We start from the raw sequence: 20,361 nt of genomic DNA, 5'->3' as shown, positions 1-20,361 counted from the left end.
CCACGGTGTCCGCCGCGCACGCATCCAGCGACGACTACGCGGTCGGGCCCCAATACGACACCACGCATGTCTACGTCGCGCCCGGGGACGTGGATGCCTTCGTACGCAGCTTCGCTTCCACGTTTGGCGGCCAGTCGACGAAGCAGGTGATCGCCACGGTGACGCCCACGCCATCGACGACCTCGTCGCAGCTGGTGCAGACTCCGGCAGGCACCATTTCCGTGTTCGGCTTCCGCTCGCCGGTGCCGTACCCGTTCGGCCTGGAGCGCACCGGATACCTGGTCACGGACGTGGATGCCGCCGTGAAGGCCGCCAATGCCGCCGGTGCGGCGACGCTGGTGGCGCCATTCGACGACCCCATCGGTCGCGACGCGGTCATCGCCTGGCCCGGCGGCGTCAACATGCAGCTCTACTGGCACACCCGGAAGCCGAACTACCCGAGCCTCAAGACGGTGCCCGAAAACCGGATCTATCTCCCGGTGCAGAGCGCGGACGCCTTCGTGAAAGCATTCGTTGCGTTCGCACACGGAAAGGTCGAGTCGGACGATCAAGCCGCTCCCGCCACCGAGATAGGGCGGAAATCCGGAACCTATCGCCGTATCCGGATCGCATCGGGATACGGCAAGGCAACGGTGCTCGTGACCGACGGTCACCTGGACTGGCCTTATGGCATCGAGCTGACCGGTTATGAGGTGAGCGATCTGGACGCCACCCTGCAACGCGCGCGCGATAGCGGTGCCAAGGTGGTGGTTGCCGCGCACACCGAGGGCGATCGCCGGGCCGCCATGCTGCAATTCCCCGGCGGCTACGTCGCGGAAGTCCACGCTCGTGTCCCATGATGCTTCGTCGCCTGCTCGTCGGCGTGTCCTGCTTCTGGATGGCATCCGCCGCCGCCCAGGATGCTCAGGACGAGGACGCGTCGACGACGGCGGCACTCGTCAAGACAGCGAAACGACCGGTCGTCCTGCCTAACCGGTGGCAGGAGGACTGGTCTGTGCTGGCCGACCCCTCGGTAAAAAGGGAACCGGGCGACGAACTGAAATACATCCCGTTCGGACCGGGGGGCGACCATTACCTCACCTTTGGCGCGCTGCTGCGCGAGCGCGTCGAATCGAACGACGCTCCCGCGTTCGGCATAGGCCGCACGAGCGACACGTACCTGCTCCAGCGTTTCCAGGTGCACGCGGGACTTCATCTTGGAGCGCCGTGGCTTGCATTCGTGCAGCTGGAGGATGTCCGACCATTCGCCAAGACGTCGTGGGGGCCGACGGACCGGAACCACGCCGACGTGCGGCTCGCCTTCCTCGCCTGGCAGCATGAAGTGGCGGGCGGCACCGTGAAGTTGCGCGCCGGCAGGCAGGATTTCGCGTTCGACCTCCAGCGCTTTGTCTCACTGCGCGATGGCCCGAACGTGCGCCAGTCTTTCGACGCGCTCTGGGGCGATTATGAAACGGGCACCTGGCGTTTCATCGGTCTGGCCAGTCATCCCGTCCAGTACCGCGACGACCGCGCCTTCGACGATACGTCCGGATCCAGCCAGCGCTTCGACATGATCCGCGTCGAACGGCGGGTGATGGGCGACAAGGAATTGTCCTACTACCACGCGTGGTACAGCCGGGACCACGTGGCGTTCCTGGACGCCCAGGGCAATGAACGCCGCCGTGTCGACGATATCCGCTTCGCAGGCACGCAGGGTCCGCTGGATTGGGACCTGGAGGCGATGGTGCAGCGCGGGCAGGTAGGCGTTTCTCAAATCCGCGCGTGGGCAGCCGGAACTCGCGCTGGATGGACTTTCAAAGACGTCCCGTGGACACCGCGGATCGGTATCCAGATCGATACCGCTTCGGGGGACGGCCGGCGGGACGATGGACGCCTGGGAACTTTCAACCCGCTCTTTCCCAACGGCTACTACTTCTCGTTGGCAGGCTATACCGGCTACAGCAACCTGACCCACGTGAAGCCGAGCGTCATGTTGAAGCCAACGTCGAAACTGACCATGACGGGAGCCGTCGCACTCCAGTGGCGGCGTAGCACGGCAGATGCCATCTACGTCCAGCCAGCCAATCCACTGGCTGGGACCGCGGGAAGGGGATCCAAATGGACTGGCGTGTACGGGCAGTTACGTATCGATTGGAAGTGGCGGCCGGGAGTGACGTTCTCTCTGGAGGCGAACCACTTCCAGGCCGGGAGTGCCATTCGCGACGCGGGCGGCAGCAATGGCAATTACATCAGCATCCAGACACTGATCGGCTGGTAACGGGACCATACCGGGAAAGGCCGGTGCGACGAAGACAGAGCGGTGCGGATGAGGGCACCGTCAGGGGTCGGTGCACCCGGATATGCTCCGAAAAAACTATCGTGAAGTCACCGGCTTGACCCCGGTCTCGGGATACGAGCAGCCTCGCTCTTATGTCAGCCACGAACCCCTTGGAAGTCCAAAATGCCGATCTACCGTTACCACGGCGGTGCATGCTCTTGGCTGCCGCTGCCATCTCGACGATTTCCATCTTTGATCTCGATCTGAAGCAATCGTTACACGGCGCCGTCGCGGTGCTCTACGTCACCGTCGTCGTGCTCGTAGCGCCGCTAGGCCGGCGTCTTGTATTGAGCGCGGGATCCGGCGGAGCTGCGCTGGCGATGGTGGCCTTCGTCTCGGGGCTTTCTGCCAATCCCACGGCAGGCGCCCTATCCCGATTCGTGGTGAGCCTGGTTGCAATCAGCCTCACTACGCTGTTGGCGCTTCGCCACGGGTCGACGCGCATGACCATGGGCGAGCAGGCGCGAATCCTCGAGCTCTCGCACGACACGGTCATCATCCGCGGAAACGACGACGTCATTCTGTATTGGAGCGATGGTGCCGAACGTCTATATGGCTGGTCTCGCAGCGAAGCCATAGGCGCCCGCTGCAGGGACCTCCTGGAGTGCAGTTGCGAAGACACCCGACGATTTGCGGCGCTCGAGGTCGACGGCCTGTGGTCCGGGGAAATGCATCGCACGCGTCGGGACGGGACCCGCATGGTTTTGGCCACTCGATGGTTAGTCAGGCGGGACCCTCAAGGCCGAAGGGTCGGCATCATCGAGTCCAGTTCGGACCTCACCGCATGGAGGGCCTCCGAAGCGGAGCGGCTTGCCTCGGAGAGACGGTATCGCACGATTTTTGATTCGGCCGGTTTTGCGATGTGGGAGTCGGACTGGTCCGAGGCGGTCGGCATTGTCCTGCAGGCGGCCCCCACCGGAGATGTGCGCACGTGGCTGGCAGGCCAGCCCAATCTGGTCGATCGTGCCATCAAGGCCGCGGTGGTTCGAAATGCGAACCAGGCGGCAGCCGATCTATTCGGCGCGACCACACTAGAGAATCTGACCGGGATAAACCTTTGCGGTCGCTACGTCGATCCAGGCGACGGTGCTTTCATAAAGATCCTGGCAGCACTCGCCGAAGGAGCCTCTACGATAGAAGCAGAAACCCGGCTCCAGACATTTCATGGGGGGGTAGCCGAGGTCGTCCTGAGGGTGACCCTTCTTCCCGAGGGACGCGGATATTCGCATGTGTTGGTCATGGCCTGTGATGTGACCCACCGCAACCATGCCCGCGCCCGCCTCGAGAAGGCCTTGGCTGAGCTCGCTCATGCGGGTCGCGTGTCAATGCTCGGGCAATTGGCGGCTTCGATTGCGCACGAGGTAAATCAGCCCCTTACGGCAATCATCAACTACGCCAGGTCCGCGACGCGGTGGGTCACACGTGACGAGCCGCGCCTGGAGCAGGTCCATAAATGTCTGCGCAGTATCGTTTCCAACGGCACGCGTGCGGCCGACGTCATCAGCAGAGTACGCGAGCTAGCCAAAAAAGCCGAGCCGCACGCGGAGGACGTGGATCTCCTTGAACTGATCGACGGGGCCTTGTCGATCACTCGCCGTGAGGCGGCTGCACAGGCAGTCAGGGTGGTGTGGGAACGCCCGGCGGTGCCGGTGCCACGGGTCCGTTCCGATCGCGTCCAGCTCCAACAGGTGCTCGTGAATCTGATCATCAACGGCATACAGGCGATGACGAACTCCGCCCGATCCGGGCGGGAAATGCGCGTATATGTGGAGATCTTCCCCGAAGCTCATGTGTCCGTCCATGTGCGCGATCGCGGAACGGGCTTTCCAGACGGTCAGAGCGCAATGATTTTTGAACCGTTCTTCACGACGAAGCCGGAGGGGATGGGCATGGGGCTGTCGATTTGCCGGGCCGTCATCGAGGCGGGCGGCGGAAGGATCTGGGCTCACAACAACGATGGCCCTGGCGCGACAGTCGCCTTCAGTCTGCCCGCTTCTACCGTCCTGCCCGGTGCTCCCGCAACTCATATCTAGGTTTTATTGGCACGTGGGAAAGGGAGCGCCAACATGCAGGTCAGGTTGTGGAAGACGGCAAGGCGGTTCATCCATGACGAACGGCGACGGCAGCGAATTTGGCGAACTGGTCTGCGTGATTGACGACGACGAGGATGTGAGATCGTCGATTGCCGATCTCCTGCGATCATGCGGACATCAGGTCGCTACGTTCAGCGGCCCGGCCGAATTCCAAGACCATGCGGATGCCATGGAAACAGCCTGCTTGATCCTCGATGTCAGGCTGAAGGGCACGAACGGCCTGGATTTCCAGGAGGAGTTGATGCGCGGGCCAATGCCTGTTCCCATCGTTCTGATGAGCGGGCATGGCGATGTACAGATGACGGTCAGGGGGATGCGCGCAGGAGCCATAACCTTCCTTCCAAAGCCGTTCCGGGAGGAGGATCTCCTGGATGCGGTTCGCGAGGCTAGCGCGATTGGCCATGCGCGCCGCCAGGAAGCCGCGGATCACGCAAAGCTGGTCGAGCGATACGAGAGCCTGACCCCACGGGAGCGCAACGTATTTGGCCTTGTGACCGCCGGCCTCATGAACAAGCAGATCGCCGGGTACCTGGAGATCAGCGAGATCACGGTAAAGATCCACCGCAGGAATACCATGCGAAAGATGAGGGCGGATTCGCTCGCGGACCTGGTCCTCATGGCTGAGAAGCTGGGGGCGCGGGAACAACAGAGCAGGTACGGCCGTGCCGCGGCACCCCTTGCTCGAACGTGCCTCAATGGGGGAAGAATCGAGCAAGCCCGCTCTGAACCGTAGTGGGATCATCATGCATCTGCCACACAGGCCGCTCTCGATGACCCAAACTTCCCTTCTCACGCCGGACGACTGCGTCCTCGTCCTCGTGGACGAGCAGGCTGGATTGGCCTTCGCCGCCGGCTCGCATGACCGCCAGGCACTCCGCAGTAACGCGGTGGCATTGGCGCGCACGGCCGTGGCATTTGCCGTGCCTGTGGTCGTCAGCACGTCGGCCTCGAAAGTCTACAGCGGCCCTCTCATGCCACCGCTACGCGCCGTGTTGCCGGAGGTCACGCCGATCGAGCGTCGAAACATGAACCTATGGGAAGACGAGGCTGCGCGCGGCGCGGTCATGGCCACGGGCAGAAAGACGTTGGTGGTCGCAGGCTTGCTGACGGAGGCGTGTGTCAGTTTCCCGGTACTGTCGGCGCTGGTCGATGGTTATCGCGTGCACGTGGTGGCCGATGCCTGCGGGGGCCTGACTCCGGCGAGTCATGAGGCGGCACTGCAACGCATGGCACAGGCCGGTGCGGTGATGACCTCGTGGCTTCAATTCCTGCTGGAGATGCAGCGGGACTGGACGCGCCATGCCACTTATGAAGCCGCACGAAGCATTGTCGTGGATCACGCGGGGGGCTATGGCATCGGCCTCGACTATGCCCGCGAGATGATCAAGCCGGCCTGATCTGGCGGTCGGTGGCCAGCTGCCTGCCTTGCACGTGGCGACTGCTTCTACGGTCCGCGCCGGAGCATCGTGGGTAGCGTCCGCCTCCGCTTCTGATAGGTAGGCATTGGCCTTCGGCCGTCCAAACCCGTTAGGATCGGGCGTTCGATTCTGACGAGGGGTGTACGGATGAGTTTTCGCACGTTGCTTGGGGGCGCGCTGCTGGCGGCGCTGACGTCGACCGCGGCCTTTGCCGGCAATCCCGTCTTCCCCGGCTGGTACGCCGATCCCGAAGCGGCCATCTTCGGCAATACCTATTGGATCTACCCCACTACCTCGCTGGCTTATGCGAAGCAGACGGGTTTCGATGCGTTCTCGTCGCCGGATCTGGTGCACTGGACCAAACACGCCGACGTGTTGGACATCAAGGATATTTCCTGGGCAAAGAAGGCGCTCTGGGCACCGGCCCTGGTCGAAAAGGATGGCAAGTACTATTTCTTCTTCGCCGCCAACGACATCCAGAGCGACAAAGAGCTCGGCGGCATCGGTGTCGCCGTGGCCGACAAGCCCGATGGCCCGTTCCACGACCTGCTGGACAAACCGCTGATCGGTGCCTTCCACAATGGCGCGCAGCCGATCGACCAGTTCGTCTTCCATGACGACGACGGCACGTACTACATGATCTACGGTGGCTGGAAGCACGCGAACATCGTGAAGCTGAAGCCCGACTTCACCGGCGTCGAACCGATGGCCGACGGTACGGTGTACAAGGAGATCACTCCCGCGCCGGAATACGTCGAAGGCCCGCTGATGTTCAAGCGCAACGGCAAGTATTACTTCATGTGGTCGGAAGGCGGCTGGACCGGGCCGGACTATTCGGTGGCCTATGCCATCGGCGATTCACCCATGGGCCCGTTCAAGCGCATCGGCAAGATCCTCCAGCAGGATCCGAAGATCGCCACCGGCGCGGGTCACCACTCCGTGTTCCATGTGGCGAAAGACGACACCTGGTACATCGTCTACCACCGCCATCCGCTCGGCGACACCAAGGGCAACGACCGCCAGGTATCGATCGATCACATGTACTTCGACAAGGAAGGGAAGATTCTGCCGGTGAAGATCACGAACGAGGGCGTGGAAGCGCATCCACTGCGCTGAGCTACGCCACGGTAACGATCACCTTGCCGCCGGCGCGGCCGCTTTCGACGAGATCGAGGGCGCTGTCGCCGTCGGCAAGGGTGAACCGCTGCGACGACAGCACCGGCCGCAGGCTGCCCGCATCGGCCAACCGGGTGGCCTCCGCCATGATGTCCCCGTGATGTTCGCGGCCTTCGCCGGTCAGCAGCGGCAGCAAGGTGAATACACCGGAGTAGGTCGCCGCGCGAAACGATAGCGGCGCCAGCGAGTGCGTACCCCAGCCGAGACTGCTTACGACGTGCCCGCAGTGGCGTCGCGCCGCCTTGAACGAGGCGTCCAGAGTGGCACCGCCGAGCGTGTCGTAAACCACGTCGAAGCCGGCACCGCCCGTATGCGTCTCCACGAGCGTCTCGACCGATGTCTTGCGGTAATCGGCGAACGCGGCACCCATCGCCGTGATGATGCGTTCCTGTCCGGCGCTACCCGTCGCGACGACACGTGCACCTCGTGCCACGCCCAGTTGCACCGCCATGCTGCCTACTCCGCCGGCACCACCATGGACCAGGAGGCTCTGCCCTTCGCGCAACGCGGCGTGATCGACCAACCCTTCCCACGCCGTGATGAAGCCGAGCGGGATGGCGGCGCTGTCCGCCAGCGGCAGCCGGGAAGGCGCACGTGCGAGCAGGCAGGCGTCCACGGCCGCGAATTCGGCAAGCGCCCCGGAGATGCCGCCTACGCCGCCCGTCATGCCGTACACCGCATCGCCCACGGCTAACGAAGTCACGCCATCGCCTGACGCTTCCACAATGCCGGCCAGATCGATGCCGAGGATGGCCGGCGCATCGTGCCTGGCATGGGCGGCCTTGCCGGCGCGAATCTTTGCGTCCAGCGGATTGAGGCCGGCAGCGACGACACGAACAAGCACCTCCCCAGGCCCAGCCTGGGGGATTGGAAGTTCCACTGTCCGCAGGGGGGTGCCTGCCCGGTCGAGGCGTAGCGCGCGCATGGCTTGACTCCAGTCTGGCGAACGATTCGCCGGTGAAGGAACAATGGGTCACGGGGAACCGCATGAAAAGACGCCGAATTGCATAAGGTCCATGCATAAATGCATAGATCGCCGAGGTGGCGCGGCACGTAGAAAGCAGCCTTGGCAGCTAATCGATGCATGCCTAACGGCCCGTGACACACGACATTTCAATGCGCAAGGATTCGCTACAATCGGTGTCGGGGCAGGACATTCCTGTGGGAGTGAGGCAGCATGCGGTACGAGAAAGGCCATAAAGAACAGACGCGGCAGAAGATCGTCGAAGCCGCGTCGCAGCGTTTTCGCGCGGACGGCATCGATGGCGTCGGCGTGGTGAGCCTGATGGGTGAGGTGGGACTCACCCAGGGCGGTTTCTACAACCACTTCGGTTCCAAGGAAGACCTGGTACGCGAGAGCGTCATCGCGGGTGCGGAGTGCGCCATCAAGCGCCTCACCGCGAAGGTGACGGCATCGCGGGCGGAAAGCTATCGCGCGCTGATCAACGGCTACCTGTCCGCGGAGCACCGCGACCAGCCGGAAACCGGCTGCGTCGCCGCGGCACTTTCCGCGGAGATGGCGCGCCGCCCGGTGGAGACGAAGACGGCGTTCACCGATGGGTATAGCGAGATGGTCGAGTTGATCGCGTCCACGCTTCCCGCCTCGGTACGCGGCAAGCGCCGCCGCGCGCTGGCAATGGCGGTGTTCGCGTCGCTGGTGGGCTCGATGTCGCTGGCACGTGCGGTGGCCGACGAGGCCCTGTCGGACGAGATCCTCTCGCTCGGCCGCCAGGCCGCGTTGGAACTGGTCGAGGCGGGCTGATTACTTCGCTGCGGGAGGCCTGCCCATCGCGGCGGTTTTCTCGGCGATCTTTGCCCTGATGGCAGGAATCGCGGCAAGTGCCGCGCGCTCGCCTTCGAGGATGGCGACGTTCTTCTGGTCGAAATCGGTGGGGCCTATCTGGCCCACCTTGGGCCGGATGACGATGTCGGCGCGCGCGAGCTCCTGCTCGGCGAGCTTGCGGCCCATGATCGTGATCGACTGGCCCACGATGCCGACCATGCTATCGGGGTTGTTGCCTTCGGGCCGCGCCGAGATGTCCACGGCGATGACGATATCCGCACCGAGCTGGCGCGCGGCATCCACCGGTACGGGACTCACCACGCCGCCGTCGACGAAGTGCTTGCCACCGATCTCCACCGGTTCGAACACGCCGGGAATGCTGCTGGAGGCACGCACGGCCTGTCCGGTGTTGCCGCGGATGAAGACGGCGCGCTCGCCGTCCTCCAGTTCGGTGGCGACGGCGGCAAAGGGCGTATGCAGCTTCTCGATCGGCACCTGGTTCACCAGTTCGTTGACATAGTCCTGCAGCTTCTTTCCCTGCACCATGCCGCCGGAGAAGAAACGCACGTCTCGGATCTTCCCCTCGTCCAGCGAGAACGCCGTTTCCTGCAGCTTGAACGCGTCCATGCCGCTGGCATACAGGGCGCCGACGACGCTGCCCGCGCTGGTACCGGAGATCGCGTCCGGATGGATGCCGCTGGCTTCCAGCATCTTGATCACGCCGATATGTGCGAAGCCCTTCGCCGCGCCACCGCCCAGCGCGAGGCCGATGCGCGGCTTGGCCGCCAGCACGGGAAGGGCGGTGTCGGGACGTTGCGCCGGCTTGCCGCCCAGGCAACCGGCGAGCAGTACCGTGCAGAGCAACGGTAACCAGGAGCGATGGCGGCGAAGGGACATGGAGAGAGGACCGGAGGAACGCTGCGGCATCATCGGGTCGCCGCACGGCGAAGGCATGGCGGGTTCATGACGGAAACCGGGCGGCGCGGTGCCGCCCGGCGACGGAGTCAGCCGCGGGTGTCGTCGGCTTCGAGGTGGTAGCGGGTGACGACCTCGATTTCGTTCTTCGAACCGAGGAACACCGGCACGCGCTGGTGCAGGGCGGTGGGCTGCAGGTCCATGAGCCGGGTGCGGCCCGTGGTGGCGGCGCCGCCGGCCTGTTCCACGATGAAGGCCATGGGGTTGGCTTCGTACATGAGGCGCAGCTTGCCCGTACCGCCCTTGGCGGTGATCTTGGCGTCGAGCGGATAGATGAAGACGCCGCCGCGGGTGATGATGCGATGCACGTCGGCCACCATCGATGCGACCCAGCGCATGTTGAAGTCGCGGCCGCGCGGCCCGGTGCTGCCGGCCAGCAGCTCATCGATATAGCGCTGCATCGGCGCCTCCCAGTGCCGCTGGTTCGACATGTTGATGGCGAACTCGCTGGTCTCGGCGGGTATCGTGATGTCGCGGCGGGTGAGCACGAAGCTGCCGTGTTCGCGGTCCAGGGTGAACTCGTGCACCCCGTGGCCGAAGGTGAGCACCAGCAGGGTGCTCGGCCCATAGACCACGTAACCCGCGGCCACCTGTTCCGTGCCGGGCTGGAGGAAGTCGGCCACCTTCGGTTCGGTGACTCCATCCGGGCAGCGCAGCACCGAGAAGATGGTGCCCACCGAGACGTTCACGTCGATGTTCGAGGAGCCGTCGAGCGGATCGAACAGCAGCAGATGGTTGCCCTTGGGGTACGCGTCGGGAATGGGCTGCGGATCGTCCATCTCTTCCGAGGCGCAGGCGGCGAGGTGGCCGCCCCAGGCATTGGCTTCGAGGAGGATCTCGTTGGAGATCACGTCCAGCTTCTTCTGTGCCTCGCCCTGCACGTTTTCCGAGCCGGCGTTGCCGAGCACCCCGCCTAGCGCACCTTTGCCGGTGGCCACGGAGATGCGCTTGCAGGCACGGGCCACGACCTCGATCAGCAGGCTGAGCTGGGCGTTGATATGCCCGGCGCGCTTCTCTTCGATCAGGAACTGGATCAGGGAAATCGGTTTCGTCATCGGGCGGGACTCTGGCGCGAAAGCAGACATTGTCCGGGTGGACGGCGGACGGCGCCAGTGGGACTGCTGACAGTACGGTGTCAGCAGCCCCCGCGCAGACTTCCCCCTCGAGCAACGGGAGGTCATCCGCATGAACAGTTTCCTTGAGCAGCTCGCCGGCCTGTACGCGCCACTGGGCCGCCGGGGCCGGCTGATGGACGGCCAGTTCCGCTTTGCGCCCGATACGGCGCGCCGTCCCGGCGGGCGCAAGTCGCGAACCCGCAAGCCAGTCTTCCACCCATCGACGACAAGGACCCTCGCATGAACACGCCGCACCGGATCAAGTTCCACCACGCGCCGAACAGCCGCTCGGGCAGCACGCTGATGCTGCTGGAGGAGCTGGGCGCGCAGTACGACATGCACGTCATGGACCTCAGCAAGGGCGAGCAGCGCCAGCCGGGCTACATGAAGGTCAATCCGATGGGCAAGGTGCCGGCTATCGAGCACCTCGGTGGCCTGGTCACGGAGCGGCCGGCCATCTTCACCTACCTCGCCGACCTGTATCCGGACGCCGGCCTCGCGCCCGCGATCGACAGCCCGCTGCGCGGTCCTTACCTGCGCTGGCTCGCCTTCTATGGTTCCTGCTTCGAGCCCGCGGTGATGGACCGTTTCATGAAGCACGAGCCGGGTCCGCCGACGACCTGCCCCTACGGCGACTTCGATACGGTGATGGACCTGATCGAGACGCAGCTCTCTCCCGGCCCCTGGCTGCTCGGCGAGCGGTTCACCGCGGCGGACATCCTCTGGGCGAACGCGCTGGACTGGACGATGAAGTTCGGGATCGTCCCGCGTCGCGACATCTTCGAGGCCTATGTGGCAAGGCTGATGGTGCGTCCGGCGATCGTCCGCGCCGCTATCCAGGACGAAGCCCTGGCGCGCGCCCAGACCCTGGCCGCTGCCTGAGCCGCCGGCAATGCGCACCCGTGACCTTCATCGCTTCCCGCGCGGCGCGCGGGAGGCGATGATTCACGAATGCGCCGCGCCGACCGCCTGTTCCTCATCATCAACGCCCTGCGCGGGCGGCGTACCGCGCTGCCCGCGCGCCAGCTGGCGGATACCCTCCAGGTCTCGCTGCGCACGGTCTATCGCGACGTGGCGGACCTGCAGCTTTCCGGCGTTCCCATCGAAGGCGAGGCCGGCGTGGGATACCTCCTGCGCAAGGGCTCCGACATCCCGCCGCTGATGTTCTCCGCCGACGAACTCGAGGCCCTGGTGGCCGGCACGCGGTTCGTCCGCGCTTTCGCGGGAGAACGGCTGGCGCGCGAGGCGCAGGCCGCGCTGATCAAGATCGAAGCCGTGCTGCCGCCCGATCTGCAGGAGAAGGCGGCGCAATCGCGGATCTTCGCGCCGATCTGGCGCGATCCGTTCCAGAACCACATCGCCCTGATGCTAGACCGCCTGCACGAAGCCGTGCTCGCGCGCCGCGTGCTGTGCCTCGACTACAAGGATGCCGAGGGTCGAAGCAGCACGCGCGAAGTGGAGCCCTTGTGCCTGTCGTTCTGGGGTGGCGCCTGGACCCTCGGCACCTGGTGCCGCCATCGTCAGGCCTTCCGCAACTTCCGCCCCGACCGCATCGCCGATTGCCGCGACGCCGGCGAAACCTTCCCGGACATCCCGGGCCGCAACCTCGAGGCGTACCTCGACACGATGCGCGGCCATTACGCCGGCCTGTAGGAGCGCGCCTGCGCGCGACATCTTTTCGCGAGAAGCAGCAGGGCCTGTAGCTCAAGGCCCCAAAAGATGTCGCGCGCAGGCGCGCTCCTACACAGGTAGGTGAATCTGCATCGGGGTGCGATGATCGGGGTTTCGTCCCCATCAACGGAGCCCGCATGTCCCCCTGGATCCGAGCCATTGCCCTCGCCGGTCTGTTCGCCGGCGCCGCCCAGGCCGCCACCACGCCCGACGATACGTTCCGGGCCATCTACACGAAGGAATGGGCGTGGCGGAACGGCCAGGCGGGGATCCTGACCTCGGGTGAAGCGCAGCCCGGCGACGGCCGGCTCGATACGGTGGACGCGGCCAACCAGGCCCGGCGCCTCGCTTACTGGAACGACGTGCTGGCCCAGTTGGACCGCATCGACCGGAAGTCGCTGAGCGGCAAGGTGAAGGTCGATTACGAGGTGTACCGCGCGCAGATCGCCAACCTCGCCGCCGCGCAGCGTTTCGAGCAATGGCAGATGCCGTTCAACAGCGACTCCGCCTTCTGGTCGGACATTGGTTATGTCCTGCACGGCGACGACCTGCGCACGCGCGAGGACTACAGCCACTACGTGGACCGCCTGCACCAGATTCCCGCGTACATGGACCAGGAGATCGCGAACATGCGCCTGGGCCTGGCACGCGGTTTCACCGTGCCGCGCGCGGTGCTCGATGGCCGCGACGTCTCCATCGCCGCGGTCGCCGACCTGAAGAACCCGGAAGACAGCGCCCTCTACAAGCCGTTCAAGGTCATGCCGAAAAGCATGCCGGCGGCGGATGCCGCGGGCTTGCAGACGGAAGCCCGCGAGGCCATCGCCAACGGCGTGATTCCCGCCTACGGCCGCCTGCTTACCTTCTTCCGCAACGAATACCTGCCCAAGGCGCGCACCACGCTCGCCGCCGAAGCGCTGCCCGACGGCAAGGCCTATTACCGCCAGCAGATCCGCGAATACACCACGCTCGACCTCTCACCCGACGAGATCCACGCCATCGGCCTGCGCGAAGTTGAGCGCATCCACGCGGCCATGCTGGAGACGATGAAGGAGACGGGCTTCAAGGGCGACTTCCCCGCCTTCCTCGCCTTCCTGCGCAAGGATCCCCAGTTCTATGCCAAGACGCCCGACGAACTGCTCATGCGCACGGCCTGGGTGGCCAAGCAGGTGGATGCGCAGTTGGGCAAGTACTTCGGCCTGCTGCCGCGTCAGCGCTTCGCCATCGAGCCGGTTCCCGCGGACATCGCGCCGTATTACACGTCGGGCCGGGGCGGCGCGGACGTCTACCTGGTCAACACCTACGACCTGCCGTCGCGCCCGCTGTTCAACATGCCCGCGCTCACCTTGCACGAGTCGATGCCCGGCCATGCGCTGCAGCTGGCGCTTTCGGCCGAGCAGCAGGGCCTGCCCGAGTTCCGGCGCGACGGCTACATCTCCGCCTATGGCGAGGGCTGGGCGCTGTACTCGGAATACCTCGGCAACGAGATGGGCATCTATCACACGCCGTACGAGCGCTTCGGCTATCTCACCTACCAGATGTGGCGCGCATGCCGCCTGGTAGTCGACACCGGCATCCACCACCTCGGCTGGACCCGCCAGCAGGCGATCGACTACCTCACCCAGAACACCGCGCTGAGCGACCGCGAGATCGCCAACGAGGTGGACCGCTACATCAGCTGGCCGGGCCAGGCGCTGTCGTATGAATTGGGTTACCTGAAGATCCGCGAGCTGCGTGAGCGGGCAGAGCAGCAGCTGGGCGAGAAGTTCGACCTGCGCGCCTTTCACGACACGGTGCTGGCGCTCGGCTCCGTGCCGCTGCCGGTGCTGGAGCGGCACGTCGACGCCTGGATCGCCTCCCGCAAATAAGGGGAATGTAGGAGCGCGCCCTGCGCGCGCTGAGCTTTTCGCGAAGAGCTACAGGCCCTGTTGCTCTCGGCCTCAAAAGCTGTCGCGCGCAAGGCGCGCTCCTACAGCGGGACGCCGACGCGGTACTGGATTTTCTCTATCTATGGAGTAGACTGCGTCACAACTCCACAGGTGAAGCCACGATGCCCCACGCCATCCATGCCGAACCGATCCACCTCGCCGACGCCGGCGGCCCGGCGCTCCGCGCCTTCTTCGCCCTTGCGGAGCGCTGGAAGCTCCGTAGCGCCGAGCAACGGACGCTGCTCGGCGAGCCGCCGGAATCCACCTACTTCAAGTGGAAGAAACAGCAGGACGGCACGCCCTCGCGCGACGTGATCGAGAGGATCAGCTACCTGCTGGGCATCTGGAAGGACCTCCAGATCCTTTTCCCCGACCCTGTCCAGGCCGATGCCTGGGTGCGCAAGCCGAACGACGCGCCCCTGTTCGGCGGGCGCTCGGCGCTTGAACGGATGCTTTCGGGCAACGTCGCCGACCTCTACGTCGTCCGCCAGTACCTGGACGCCCAGCGTGGCTGGAACGGATGAGCGCCGCTCCGCCGCTCCGTCGCATCCGCTGGAGCCAGGCCTACCGGATCGTGTCGAGCCGGTTCCCGCCCGTGGGCCTGTTTGACCGCATCGCGGATCCGAAGGACATCGACGCGGTCATGGCGATCGAATCGCTGACCAACCCGCGCCTGCGCGAGGAAATGGGCGTGCTGCGCCTGGTGCCGCCCGAGCGCCGCGTATCGGGGCAGGGCACCTCGCCGATCATGGCCGCATTCACCCACATCTCGCCAGAGGGCAGCCGCTTCAGCGACGGCCACTGGGGCGTGTTCTACGCGGCGCACAGCGTGCCCACCGCCATCGAGGAAACGGTGTTCCACCGGGAGGCGTTCCTCGCCGCCACCCACGAGCCGCCCACCGATGTGCAGGTGCGCTGCTACAAGACCGCGATCGCGGGGCGTTTCCACGACATCCGCGGCGGCTGGGCGGCGGAGCACGATCCGGATTCCTATGTGGCCAGCGTGAAGCTGGCCCGGACGCTCCGCGACGAGGGTTCCAACGGCATCGTCTACGACAGCGCCCGGCATGCCGGGGGCGAATGCGTGGCTGCGTTCTACCCGGACGTGGTGGCGCCCTGCATCCAGGCGGAACACTTCATCTACCGTTGGAATGGCGCCCGGATCGAAGCCGTACTGAAGGTAACCCCTGTCGAGCGGCAGGGTTTACCCCAACGTACGTAAGGGGTTACGGTGGAGCGGATGAAAAAGCTCACGCTCCTTCTCACCCTCCTCGTTCTTGCCTTCGGCGCGCATGCCAAGGGCCCCGACCACAGCCAGTGGGAACACGACATCCAGGCCTTCGAAGCCGCGGACAAGGCATCGCCGCCGCCGGCGAATGCCGTGCTCTTCATCGGCAGCTCGTCGATCCGCATGTGGACGACGCTGGCGCAGGACTTCCCCGAGCACCGGGTGATCAATCGCGGCTTCGGCGGCTCGGACCTGGACGACAGCACCGCGTTCGCGGATCGCATCGTGACGCCGTACCACCCTGTGGCGATCGTGATCTACGCCGGCGACAACGACCTGCAGAACGGCGATACGCCCGAGCAGGTGCGCGACGATTTCGCCGCGTTCGTGGCCAAGGCGCGCCAGGAGCAGCCGGACCTGCCCATCGCCTTCATTTCCATCAAGCCGAGCATCGCGCGGCTCGCGCTCCTGCCCAACATCGAGCGAGCGAACAAGCTGATCCGTGACTGGTCGATGGGGCAGAAGGGGGTGGCTTTCCTCGACGTGGCGCCGGCCATGCTCGACGCGCAGGGTCAGCCGAAGCGCAGCATCTTCCTCGACGACGGCTTGCACATGAACTCGTCGGGCTACGCCCTATGGGTGGCGCAGGTGCGCCCGTGGCTGGCAGACCACGCCACGGCCGCCGAAGTTAAACGGGAACCAAATGCTGCGGTGCAGTGAGACGGGAACTTCACGGCTCTGCCCTTATCTAAGTATTCGATCGCCGAGAGGCGACCTGTTGGCAATCGACGCAGATACTGAGTCGATTGTCCCGGGTCCCGCTATTTCCCCTGATAGCCTGGACCCGACGAGAACCCCGGCAGCTCCTCCCCTGGCTGCCGGGGTTTTATTTTGCCCATCGCTTGGGGGCCGCCCCCCGCGCTTGTAGGAGCGCGCCTTGCGCGCGACAGTTTTTCGCGAAGAGCAGTAGGCCCTGTGACTCAAGGCCTCAAAAGATGTCGCGCGCAGGCGCGCTCCTACAGGCGGGCGTAGGGCTTGATCGAGGTGTCGAAGGCCCGCCACACCCCGTCGTTGCCCTGGATGTTCAGCACGATGTCGGAGGCCGCGCCGGCCGCCTCAATCCGCAGCGCTTCGTTCAGCGCGCACTCCAGCGCATCGTCGCGCGAGCAGAACTCGCCGATCTCGCATGCGTTCTTCTGCAGCAGCCAGAGGCCAGGACCGACGGACTCGAACGGAATATCGAAGACGACCACGATGAATCCACCCTGTTCTACGGAAGTGGGTCCATCCTAACGGAACTATCCGTTAGGCAGCCGTTGGGTTTCAGTTGTCTCCGCCCGAAGCGAAGCCCTCGCGGGTGCCGCGCTGGTAGACCTTGTCGGTCGGCAGCACCTCCGCGGCGGCCACCGGCGTGCCTTGGGCCAGCTTCGCGTAGATGGGGGTGAAGTCCGGACGGGTCGCCTCGAACAACTGCTCGAAGTCGTCGATGACGAAATAGGTCTGCTGGTAGGTATCGATCCGGTACTTCGTGTTCATCACCCGCTCCAGGTCGAAACCGATACGGTTCGGCGCCGGGGAGTCGATGGAGTAGATGGATTCGCCCTTGGAACTGACGATGCCTGCGCCATAGATCCGCAGGCCCTGGTCCGTGCGGATCAGGCCGAACTCCACCGTGTACCAGTAGAGGCGGGTGAGGTTCATCAGCGCCTCGGGCCCGATGGCATGCGCCTTCATGCCGCCCTTGCCGTACGCCTGCATGTAGTCGGCGAACACGGGATTGAGCAGGAGGGGCACATGACCGAAGAGGTCGTGGAACAGATCCGGCTCGGAGAGGTAGTCCAACTGGTCCGGCTTGCGGATCCACCAGCTCACCGGGAAGCGCCGGTTGGCCAGGTGGTCGAAAAAGACCTCGTCGGGCAGGAGGCCCTCGACCGCCACCAGTTCCCAGCCGGTTGCTGCGCCGAGCACTTTGTTCAGGTCGGCGAAGCGCGGAATGCCGCCGTCGCCGAGGCCGAAGCGCTCGACGCCGTCGAGGAATTCCTGGCAGGCGTACGCGGGCAGCAACTCGCGCTGCCGGCGGTACAAGGTGTCCCAGACCTCGTGGTCGGTCTTCGAGTAGCTCGCCCACGGCTGCTCCACCGTGCCGGTCGCATAGACGGGCACGTATCCGCGGTCGGTCTGCTGGTGTTCGACGCGGCGGGGGGTATCCATGGCGGGCCTCCTTGGGCTGGGATGCTATCTCGAGCAACAGCTTAGCGAGGAGGGCGCGCAATAGGCTTGCGACGTTGCGCTCGGAGGGGTCGATGGCGCAATAATCCTTCGCCACAGCCCCGAAAGGCGAAAGAACCGTGCAAGCCAATCTCGATCGTACCGACCTGCGCATCCTCGCCGCCCTCCAGGCGAACGGCCGCATAAGCAACGCGGAACTCGCCGTGGAAGTGAACCTCTCGCCCTCCGCCTGCCTGAGACGCGTGCAAAGGCTGGAGGCGGAGGGGGTCATCGCCGGGTATGGCGCCCGGCTCGATCCGCGCTCGCTGGGCCTGGGACTCCAGGCGTTCGTGCGTGTGCAGCTGTCCCGCCACGAGTCGGAAGCCATCGATTCGTTCACCGAACGGGTGGCCGGGTGGGAAGAGGTGGTTTCCTGCTACGCCCTTACCGGGGACATGGATTACCTGCTCCAGGTGTATGTGGCCGACCTGGACGGTTTCTCGCGGTTCCTGCTCGATCGCCTGCTCAATGCCGCCGGCGTGGCCGATGTAAATACCAGCTTTGTCCTACGAACAGTCAAGGCGTCGACGGCATTGCCCCTAGCGGCAGGGAGCGCCCCTCGTTAATCTTGTCCGCTCGATGGAAGCCGCCACCGCCAATCTGACCCCCCGCGACCGCCTGCGTCCGCTGCGCTACCTGTGGCGGGTGCCGCTGTTGCTGCTCCACGTGCTGTTCGGCATCGTGATCTGCGCCGTGGTGTTGAGCTGGGCAGGCGGCGTCATGAAGGATGGCCGCGAACCGCTCGCCCATCGCACCATCCGCATGTGGTCGACCATGCTGCTCCGGGTGTTCGGCTTCCGCAGCCGCCGTTTCGGCCGGCCGCTGCCCGATCCCGTGCTCTTCGTGGCCAACCACACGTCGTGGCTGGACATCGAGCTGCTCCATTCACAGCGCGCTGCCTGCTTCGTAGCCAAGGCGGAGATCGCCCGCTGGCCCCTGGTGGGCTGGATGGCCTCGCGCGGCGGCACGATCTTCCATCGCCGCGGCAACAACCATTCGCTGTCCTCGGTCATGGCCGCCATGGTCGAGCGCCTGCGCGAAGGCCGTTCCGTCGCGGTGTTCCCCGAAGGCGGCACCGGTCACAACGGCGTGCTCCGCGTATTCCATGCGCGCATCTTCCAGGCCGCGCTCGACGCCGGGGTGCCGGTGCAGCCGGTGGCCCTGCGCTTCGCCCGCAACGGCCGCCGCGTCGTCGACGCAGGTTTCCGCGAAGGCGAAAGCTTCATGGCCAATTTCGTGCGCCTGCTGGGCGAGCCGCCGCTCGACGTGGAAGTGCACTTCCTCGAGCCCGTGCCGGTGTCGCCGGAAGGCCGCCGCCGCATGGCGGACGCCTCGCGCGAACGCATCGCGCTGGCCCTGGATCTCGACACGCCGGCATGAACCTGCCGAAAGGTTCCGACTTCCAGCCGCCGTGGCCGCTGCGCAGCGGCCATATCCAGACCATGCTCTCTTCCAGCGGCATCCGCCGCCGGCTGCTGCCCCGGCGCGCGCATCGCGTGCAGGAGGGTGCGCAGGAAGTCCTGGTCGACGTCGGCCATGGCGATCGCCTGAGCGGCCGCTTCACCGCGCAACGTACCGGCAAGGCATCGCGTGGCCTCGCCATCCTCTTCCACGGCTGGGAAGGCAGCGTCGACTCCACGTACGTGCTGCAGACCGGTAGCCGCCTGCTTGAGGATGGCTGGGACATCTTCCGGCTGAATTTTCGCGACCATGGCGACAGCCACGGCCTGAACGAGGCGCTGTTCCATTCCTGCCGCATCGACGAGGTCGTGACGGCGATGGGCGAGATCGCGCGCATGTTCCCGGCGAAGGTCATCGGCGTGGCCGGTTTCTCGCTCGGCGGAAACTTCGCGCTGCGTGCCGGCATGCTGGCGCCGTCACTGGGCGTGCCGCTGGATTACGTGCTGGCGGTGTGCCCGATCGTCGACCCCAGCGAAGGCCTGTTTTCGCTCGAGAGCGAGGCACCGTGGATCTACCAGGCGTATTTCATGCGCAAGTGGCGTCGCTCGCTGCGCCGGAAGCAGCAGGCCTTCCCGCAGCAGACCTACTTCGAACTGGACGAACTGCGCCAGAACATGCGCGACCTCACCCGCTCGCTGGTGCTGCGCCATACGGATTTCGACTCGCTGGAGGCCTACCTCGACGGCTATTCCATCGCCGGCGACCGGATGATGGACCTGCACATCCCGGCCACCATCCTTACCTCGCGCGACGATCCCGTGATTCCTGTCGCAGCCTTCGACCAGCTGCGCGTGCCGCCGAACGTCGAGCTCGATATCGCGACCTACGGTGGCCATTGTGGCTTCATTCGCGACTACGCCATGACCAGCTTCACCGACGACTACATCGCTGCACGTTTCGACGCCATTACCCGCTGAATCCACGCCGGCCC

The 20,361-nt window shown here is 65.3% G+C and carries 22 protein-coding genes; 17 read left to right on the top strand and 5 right to left on the bottom strand.

The annotated features are described in order from the left end of the window. Positions 1 to 5 precede the first annotated feature (5 nt). The 6 genes from ACR9ZH_RS08405 to ACR9ZH_RS08380 all read left to right on the top strand — a co-directional run bounded on the left by ACR9ZH_RS08405 (position 6) and on the right by ACR9ZH_RS08380 (position 6,944). Positions 6 to 839 carry a VOC family protein gene (locus ACR9ZH_RS08405; RefSeq protein WP_481290310.1) on the top strand — a complete coding sequence of 278 codons (834 nt, stop codon included), beginning with the start codon at positions 6 to 8 and terminating at the stop codon, positions 837 to 839. Next, positions 836 to 2,257: an alginate export family protein gene (locus ACR9ZH_RS08400; protein WP_481290308.1), complete on the top strand. Its 1,422-nt coding sequence runs from the start codon at positions 836 to 838 to the stop codon at positions 2,255 to 2,257. The genes ACR9ZH_RS08405 and ACR9ZH_RS08400 overlap by 4 nt, the downstream gene beginning before the upstream one ends. A gap of 212 nt (positions 2,258 to 2,469) precedes the next feature. Continuing rightward, the gene (locus ACR9ZH_RS08395; RefSeq protein ID WP_481290307.1) at positions 2,470 to 4,350 is read left to right on the top strand and encodes a PAS domain-containing sensor histidine kinase; all 1,881 of its coding nucleotides are present in this window, start codon (positions 2,470 to 2,472) and stop codon (positions 4,348 to 4,350) included. Positions 4,351 to 4,423: 73 nt separating this feature from the next. Next, complete coding sequence (locus ACR9ZH_RS08390; protein WP_481290306.1) at positions 4,424 to 5,143, top strand: response regulator transcription factor; 720 nt, start codon at positions 4,424 to 4,426, stop codon at positions 5,141 to 5,143. Positions 5,144 to 5,180: 37 nt separating this feature from the next. Continuing rightward, on the top strand, positions 5,181 to 5,807 hold the full coding sequence (locus tag ACR9ZH_RS08385) for a hydrolase (RefSeq protein ID WP_481290305.1): 627 nt from the start codon (positions 5,181 to 5,183) through the stop codon (positions 5,805 to 5,807). 168 nt (positions 5,808 to 5,975) lie between these two features. After that, on the top strand, positions 5,976 to 6,944 hold the full coding sequence (locus tag ACR9ZH_RS08380; RefSeq protein WP_481290304.1) for a glycoside hydrolase family 43 protein: 969 nt from the start codon (positions 5,976 to 5,978) through the stop codon (positions 6,942 to 6,944). Between the two features lies 1 nt (position 6,945). Here the strand turns inward: ACR9ZH_RS08380 and ACR9ZH_RS08375 are convergent, their stop codons facing one another. Continuing rightward, the gene (locus ACR9ZH_RS08375) at positions 6,946 to 7,848 is read right to left on the bottom strand and encodes a zinc-dependent alcohol dehydrogenase family protein (RefSeq protein ID WP_481290303.1); all 903 of its coding nucleotides are present in this window, start codon (positions 7,846 to 7,848) and stop codon (positions 6,946 to 6,948) included. Between the two features lie 333 nt (positions 7,849 to 8,181). On the opposite strand from ACR9ZH_RS08375, the gene ACR9ZH_RS08370 reads away from it, so the two are divergent. After that, a complete protein-coding gene (locus tag ACR9ZH_RS08370; protein ID WP_481290302.1) occupies positions 8,182 to 8,766 on the top strand; it encodes a TetR/AcrR family transcriptional regulator in 585 nt (194 codons plus the stop codon). Here ACR9ZH_RS08370 and ACR9ZH_RS08365 read toward each other — a convergent pair whose 3' ends face one another. Next, positions 8,767 to 9,684 carry a patatin-like phospholipase family protein gene (locus ACR9ZH_RS08365; protein ID WP_481290309.1) on the bottom strand — a complete coding sequence of 306 codons (918 nt, stop codon included), beginning with the start codon at positions 9,682 to 9,684 and terminating at the stop codon, positions 8,767 to 8,769. A gap of 107 nt (positions 9,685 to 9,791) precedes the next feature. Beyond that, positions 9,792 to 10,817, bottom strand: coding sequence for a class 1 fructose-bisphosphatase (locus ACR9ZH_RS08360; protein ID WP_481290301.1), 1,026 nt, complete (start codon positions 10,815 to 10,817; stop codon positions 9,792 to 9,794). Positions 10,818 to 10,947: 130 nt separating this feature from the next. On the opposite strand from ACR9ZH_RS08360, the gene ACR9ZH_RS08355 reads away from it, so the two are divergent. From ACR9ZH_RS08355 to ACR9ZH_RS08325, 7 genes are all read left to right on the top strand, one after another. Next, positions 10,948 to 11,121: a hypothetical protein gene (locus ACR9ZH_RS08355; protein ID WP_481290300.1), complete on the top strand. Its 174-nt coding sequence runs from the start codon at positions 10,948 to 10,950 to the stop codon at positions 11,119 to 11,121. Then, positions 11,118 to 11,759 (top strand): glutathione S-transferase family protein, encoded by a 642-nt coding sequence (locus ACR9ZH_RS08350; protein WP_481290299.1) that lies wholly within the window; start codon positions 11,118 to 11,120, stop codon positions 11,757 to 11,759. The genes ACR9ZH_RS08355 and ACR9ZH_RS08350 overlap by 4 nt, the downstream gene beginning before the upstream one ends. A 69-nt stretch (positions 11,760 to 11,828) precedes the next feature. After that, on the top strand, positions 11,829 to 12,530 hold the full coding sequence (locus tag ACR9ZH_RS08345) for a helix-turn-helix transcriptional regulator (protein ID WP_481290298.1): 702 nt from the start codon (positions 11,829 to 11,831) through the stop codon (positions 12,528 to 12,530). A 155-nt stretch (positions 12,531 to 12,685) separates the two neighbouring features. Then, complete coding sequence (locus ACR9ZH_RS08340) at positions 12,686 to 14,413, top strand: DUF885 domain-containing protein (RefSeq protein ID WP_481290297.1); 1,728 nt, start codon at positions 12,686 to 12,688, stop codon at positions 14,411 to 14,413. A gap of 182 nt (positions 14,414 to 14,595) precedes the next feature. Beyond that, positions 14,596 to 14,997 (top strand): MbcA/ParS/Xre antitoxin family protein, encoded by a 402-nt coding sequence (locus tag ACR9ZH_RS08335; protein WP_481290296.1) that lies wholly within the window; start codon positions 14,596 to 14,598, stop codon positions 14,995 to 14,997. Next, positions 14,994 to 15,695: an RES family NAD+ phosphorylase gene (locus ACR9ZH_RS08330; protein WP_481290295.1), complete on the top strand. Its 702-nt coding sequence runs from the start codon at positions 14,994 to 14,996 to the stop codon at positions 15,693 to 15,695. Before ACR9ZH_RS08335 ends, ACR9ZH_RS08330 begins: the two co-directional genes overlap by 4 nt. 18 nt (positions 15,696 to 15,713) lie before the next feature. After that, positions 15,714 to 16,421, top strand: coding sequence for an SGNH/GDSL hydrolase family protein (locus ACR9ZH_RS08325; protein WP_481290294.1), 708 nt, complete (start codon positions 15,714 to 15,716; stop codon positions 16,419 to 16,421). Positions 16,422 to 16,717: 296 nt separating this feature from the next. Here the strand turns inward: ACR9ZH_RS08325 and ACR9ZH_RS08320 are convergent, their stop codons facing one another. Together ACR9ZH_RS08320 and phhA are read right to left on the bottom strand one after the other, a co-directional pair. Next, positions 16,718 to 16,954, bottom strand: a complete 237-nt coding sequence (locus ACR9ZH_RS08320; RefSeq protein WP_481290293.1) for a hypothetical protein — start codon at positions 16,952 to 16,954, stop codon at positions 16,718 to 16,720. A 70-nt stretch (positions 16,955 to 17,024) separates the two neighbouring features. Next, positions 17,025 to 17,912: a phenylalanine 4-monooxygenase gene (gene phhA / locus ACR9ZH_RS08315; RefSeq protein WP_481290292.1), complete on the bottom strand. Its 888-nt coding sequence runs from the start codon at positions 17,910 to 17,912 to the stop codon at positions 17,025 to 17,027. A gap of 137 nt (positions 17,913 to 18,049) precedes the next feature. Here phhA and ACR9ZH_RS08310 point away from each other — a divergent pair, with 137 nt between their 5' ends. From ACR9ZH_RS08310 to ACR9ZH_RS08300, 3 genes are read left to right on the top strand one after another with little or no spacing between them, the layout of a single operon-like run. Next, a complete protein-coding gene (locus tag ACR9ZH_RS08310; RefSeq protein WP_481290291.1) occupies positions 18,050 to 18,535 on the top strand; it encodes an Lrp/AsnC family transcriptional regulator in 486 nt (161 codons plus the stop codon). A gap of 13 nt (positions 18,536 to 18,548) precedes the next feature. After that, positions 18,549 to 19,349, top strand: a complete 801-nt coding sequence (locus ACR9ZH_RS08305; protein ID WP_481290290.1) for a lysophospholipid acyltransferase family protein — start codon at positions 18,549 to 18,551, stop codon at positions 19,347 to 19,349. Beyond that, positions 19,346 to 20,347 carry a YheT family hydrolase gene (locus ACR9ZH_RS08300; protein WP_481290289.1) on the top strand — a complete coding sequence of 334 codons (1,002 nt, stop codon included), beginning with the start codon at positions 19,346 to 19,348 and terminating at the stop codon, positions 20,345 to 20,347. Before ACR9ZH_RS08305 ends, ACR9ZH_RS08300 begins: the two co-directional genes overlap by 4 nt. Positions 20,348 to 20,361: the final 14 nt, after the last annotated feature.

The organism is Luteibacter sp. SVR4-7G (assembly GCF_056755555.1).
This window is presented reverse-complemented; position numbering and strand designations above follow the sequence as displayed.

Coding starts and splice junctions, on each gene's coding strand:
- ACR9ZH_RS08400 (WP_481290308.1), top strand. CDS start 836: ATGATGCTTCGTCGCCTGCTCGTCGGCGTGTCCTGCTTCTGGATGGCA.
- ACR9ZH_RS08395 (WP_481290307.1), top strand. CDS start 2,470: ATGCTCTTGGCTGCCGCTGCCATCTCGACGATTTCCATCTTTGATCTC.
- ACR9ZH_RS08390 (WP_481290306.1), top strand. CDS start 4,424: ATGACGAACGGCGACGGCAGCGAATTTGGCGAACTGGTCTGCGTGATT.
- ACR9ZH_RS08385 (WP_481290305.1), top strand. CDS start 5,181: ATGACCCAAACTTCCCTTCTCACGCCGGACGACTGCGTCCTCGTCCTC.
- ACR9ZH_RS08380 (WP_481290304.1), top strand. CDS start 5,976: ATGAGTTTTCGCACGTTGCTTGGGGGCGCGCTGCTGGCGGCGCTGACG.
- ACR9ZH_RS08370 (WP_481290302.1), top strand. CDS start 8,182: ATGCGGTACGAGAAAGGCCATAAAGAACAGACGCGGCAGAAGATCGTC.
- ACR9ZH_RS08365 (WP_481290309.1), bottom strand. CDS start 9,684: ATGTCCCTTCGCCGCCATCGCTCCTGGTTACCGTTGCTCTGCACGGTA.
- ACR9ZH_RS08360 (WP_481290301.1), bottom strand. CDS start 10,817: ATGACGAAACCGATTTCCCTGATCCAGTTCCTGATCGAAGAGAAGCGC.
- ACR9ZH_RS08355 (WP_481290300.1), top strand. CDS start 10,948: ATGAACAGTTTCCTTGAGCAGCTCGCCGGCCTGTACGCGCCACTGGGC.
- ACR9ZH_RS08350 (WP_481290299.1), top strand. CDS start 11,118: ATGAACACGCCGCACCGGATCAAGTTCCACCACGCGCCGAACAGCCGC.
- ACR9ZH_RS08345 (WP_481290298.1), top strand. CDS start 11,829: ATGCGCCGCGCCGACCGCCTGTTCCTCATCATCAACGCCCTGCGCGGG.
- ACR9ZH_RS08340 (WP_481290297.1), top strand. CDS start 12,686: ATGTCCCCCTGGATCCGAGCCATTGCCCTCGCCGGTCTGTTCGCCGGC.
- ACR9ZH_RS08335 (WP_481290296.1), top strand. CDS start 14,596: ATGCCCCACGCCATCCATGCCGAACCGATCCACCTCGCCGACGCCGGC.
- ACR9ZH_RS08330 (WP_481290295.1), top strand. CDS start 14,994: ATGAGCGCCGCTCCGCCGCTCCGTCGCATCCGCTGGAGCCAGGCCTAC.
- ACR9ZH_RS08325 (WP_481290294.1), top strand. CDS start 15,714: ATGAAAAAGCTCACGCTCCTTCTCACCCTCCTCGTTCTTGCCTTCGGC.
- phhA (WP_481290292.1), bottom strand. CDS start 17,912: ATGGATACCCCCCGCCGCGTCGAACACCAGCAGACCGACCGCGGATAC.
- ACR9ZH_RS08305 (WP_481290290.1), top strand. CDS start 18,549: ATGGAAGCCGCCACCGCCAATCTGACCCCCCGCGACCGCCTGCGTCCG.
- ACR9ZH_RS08300 (WP_481290289.1), top strand. CDS start 19,346: ATGAACCTGCCGAAAGGTTCCGACTTCCAGCCGCCGTGGCCGCTGCGC.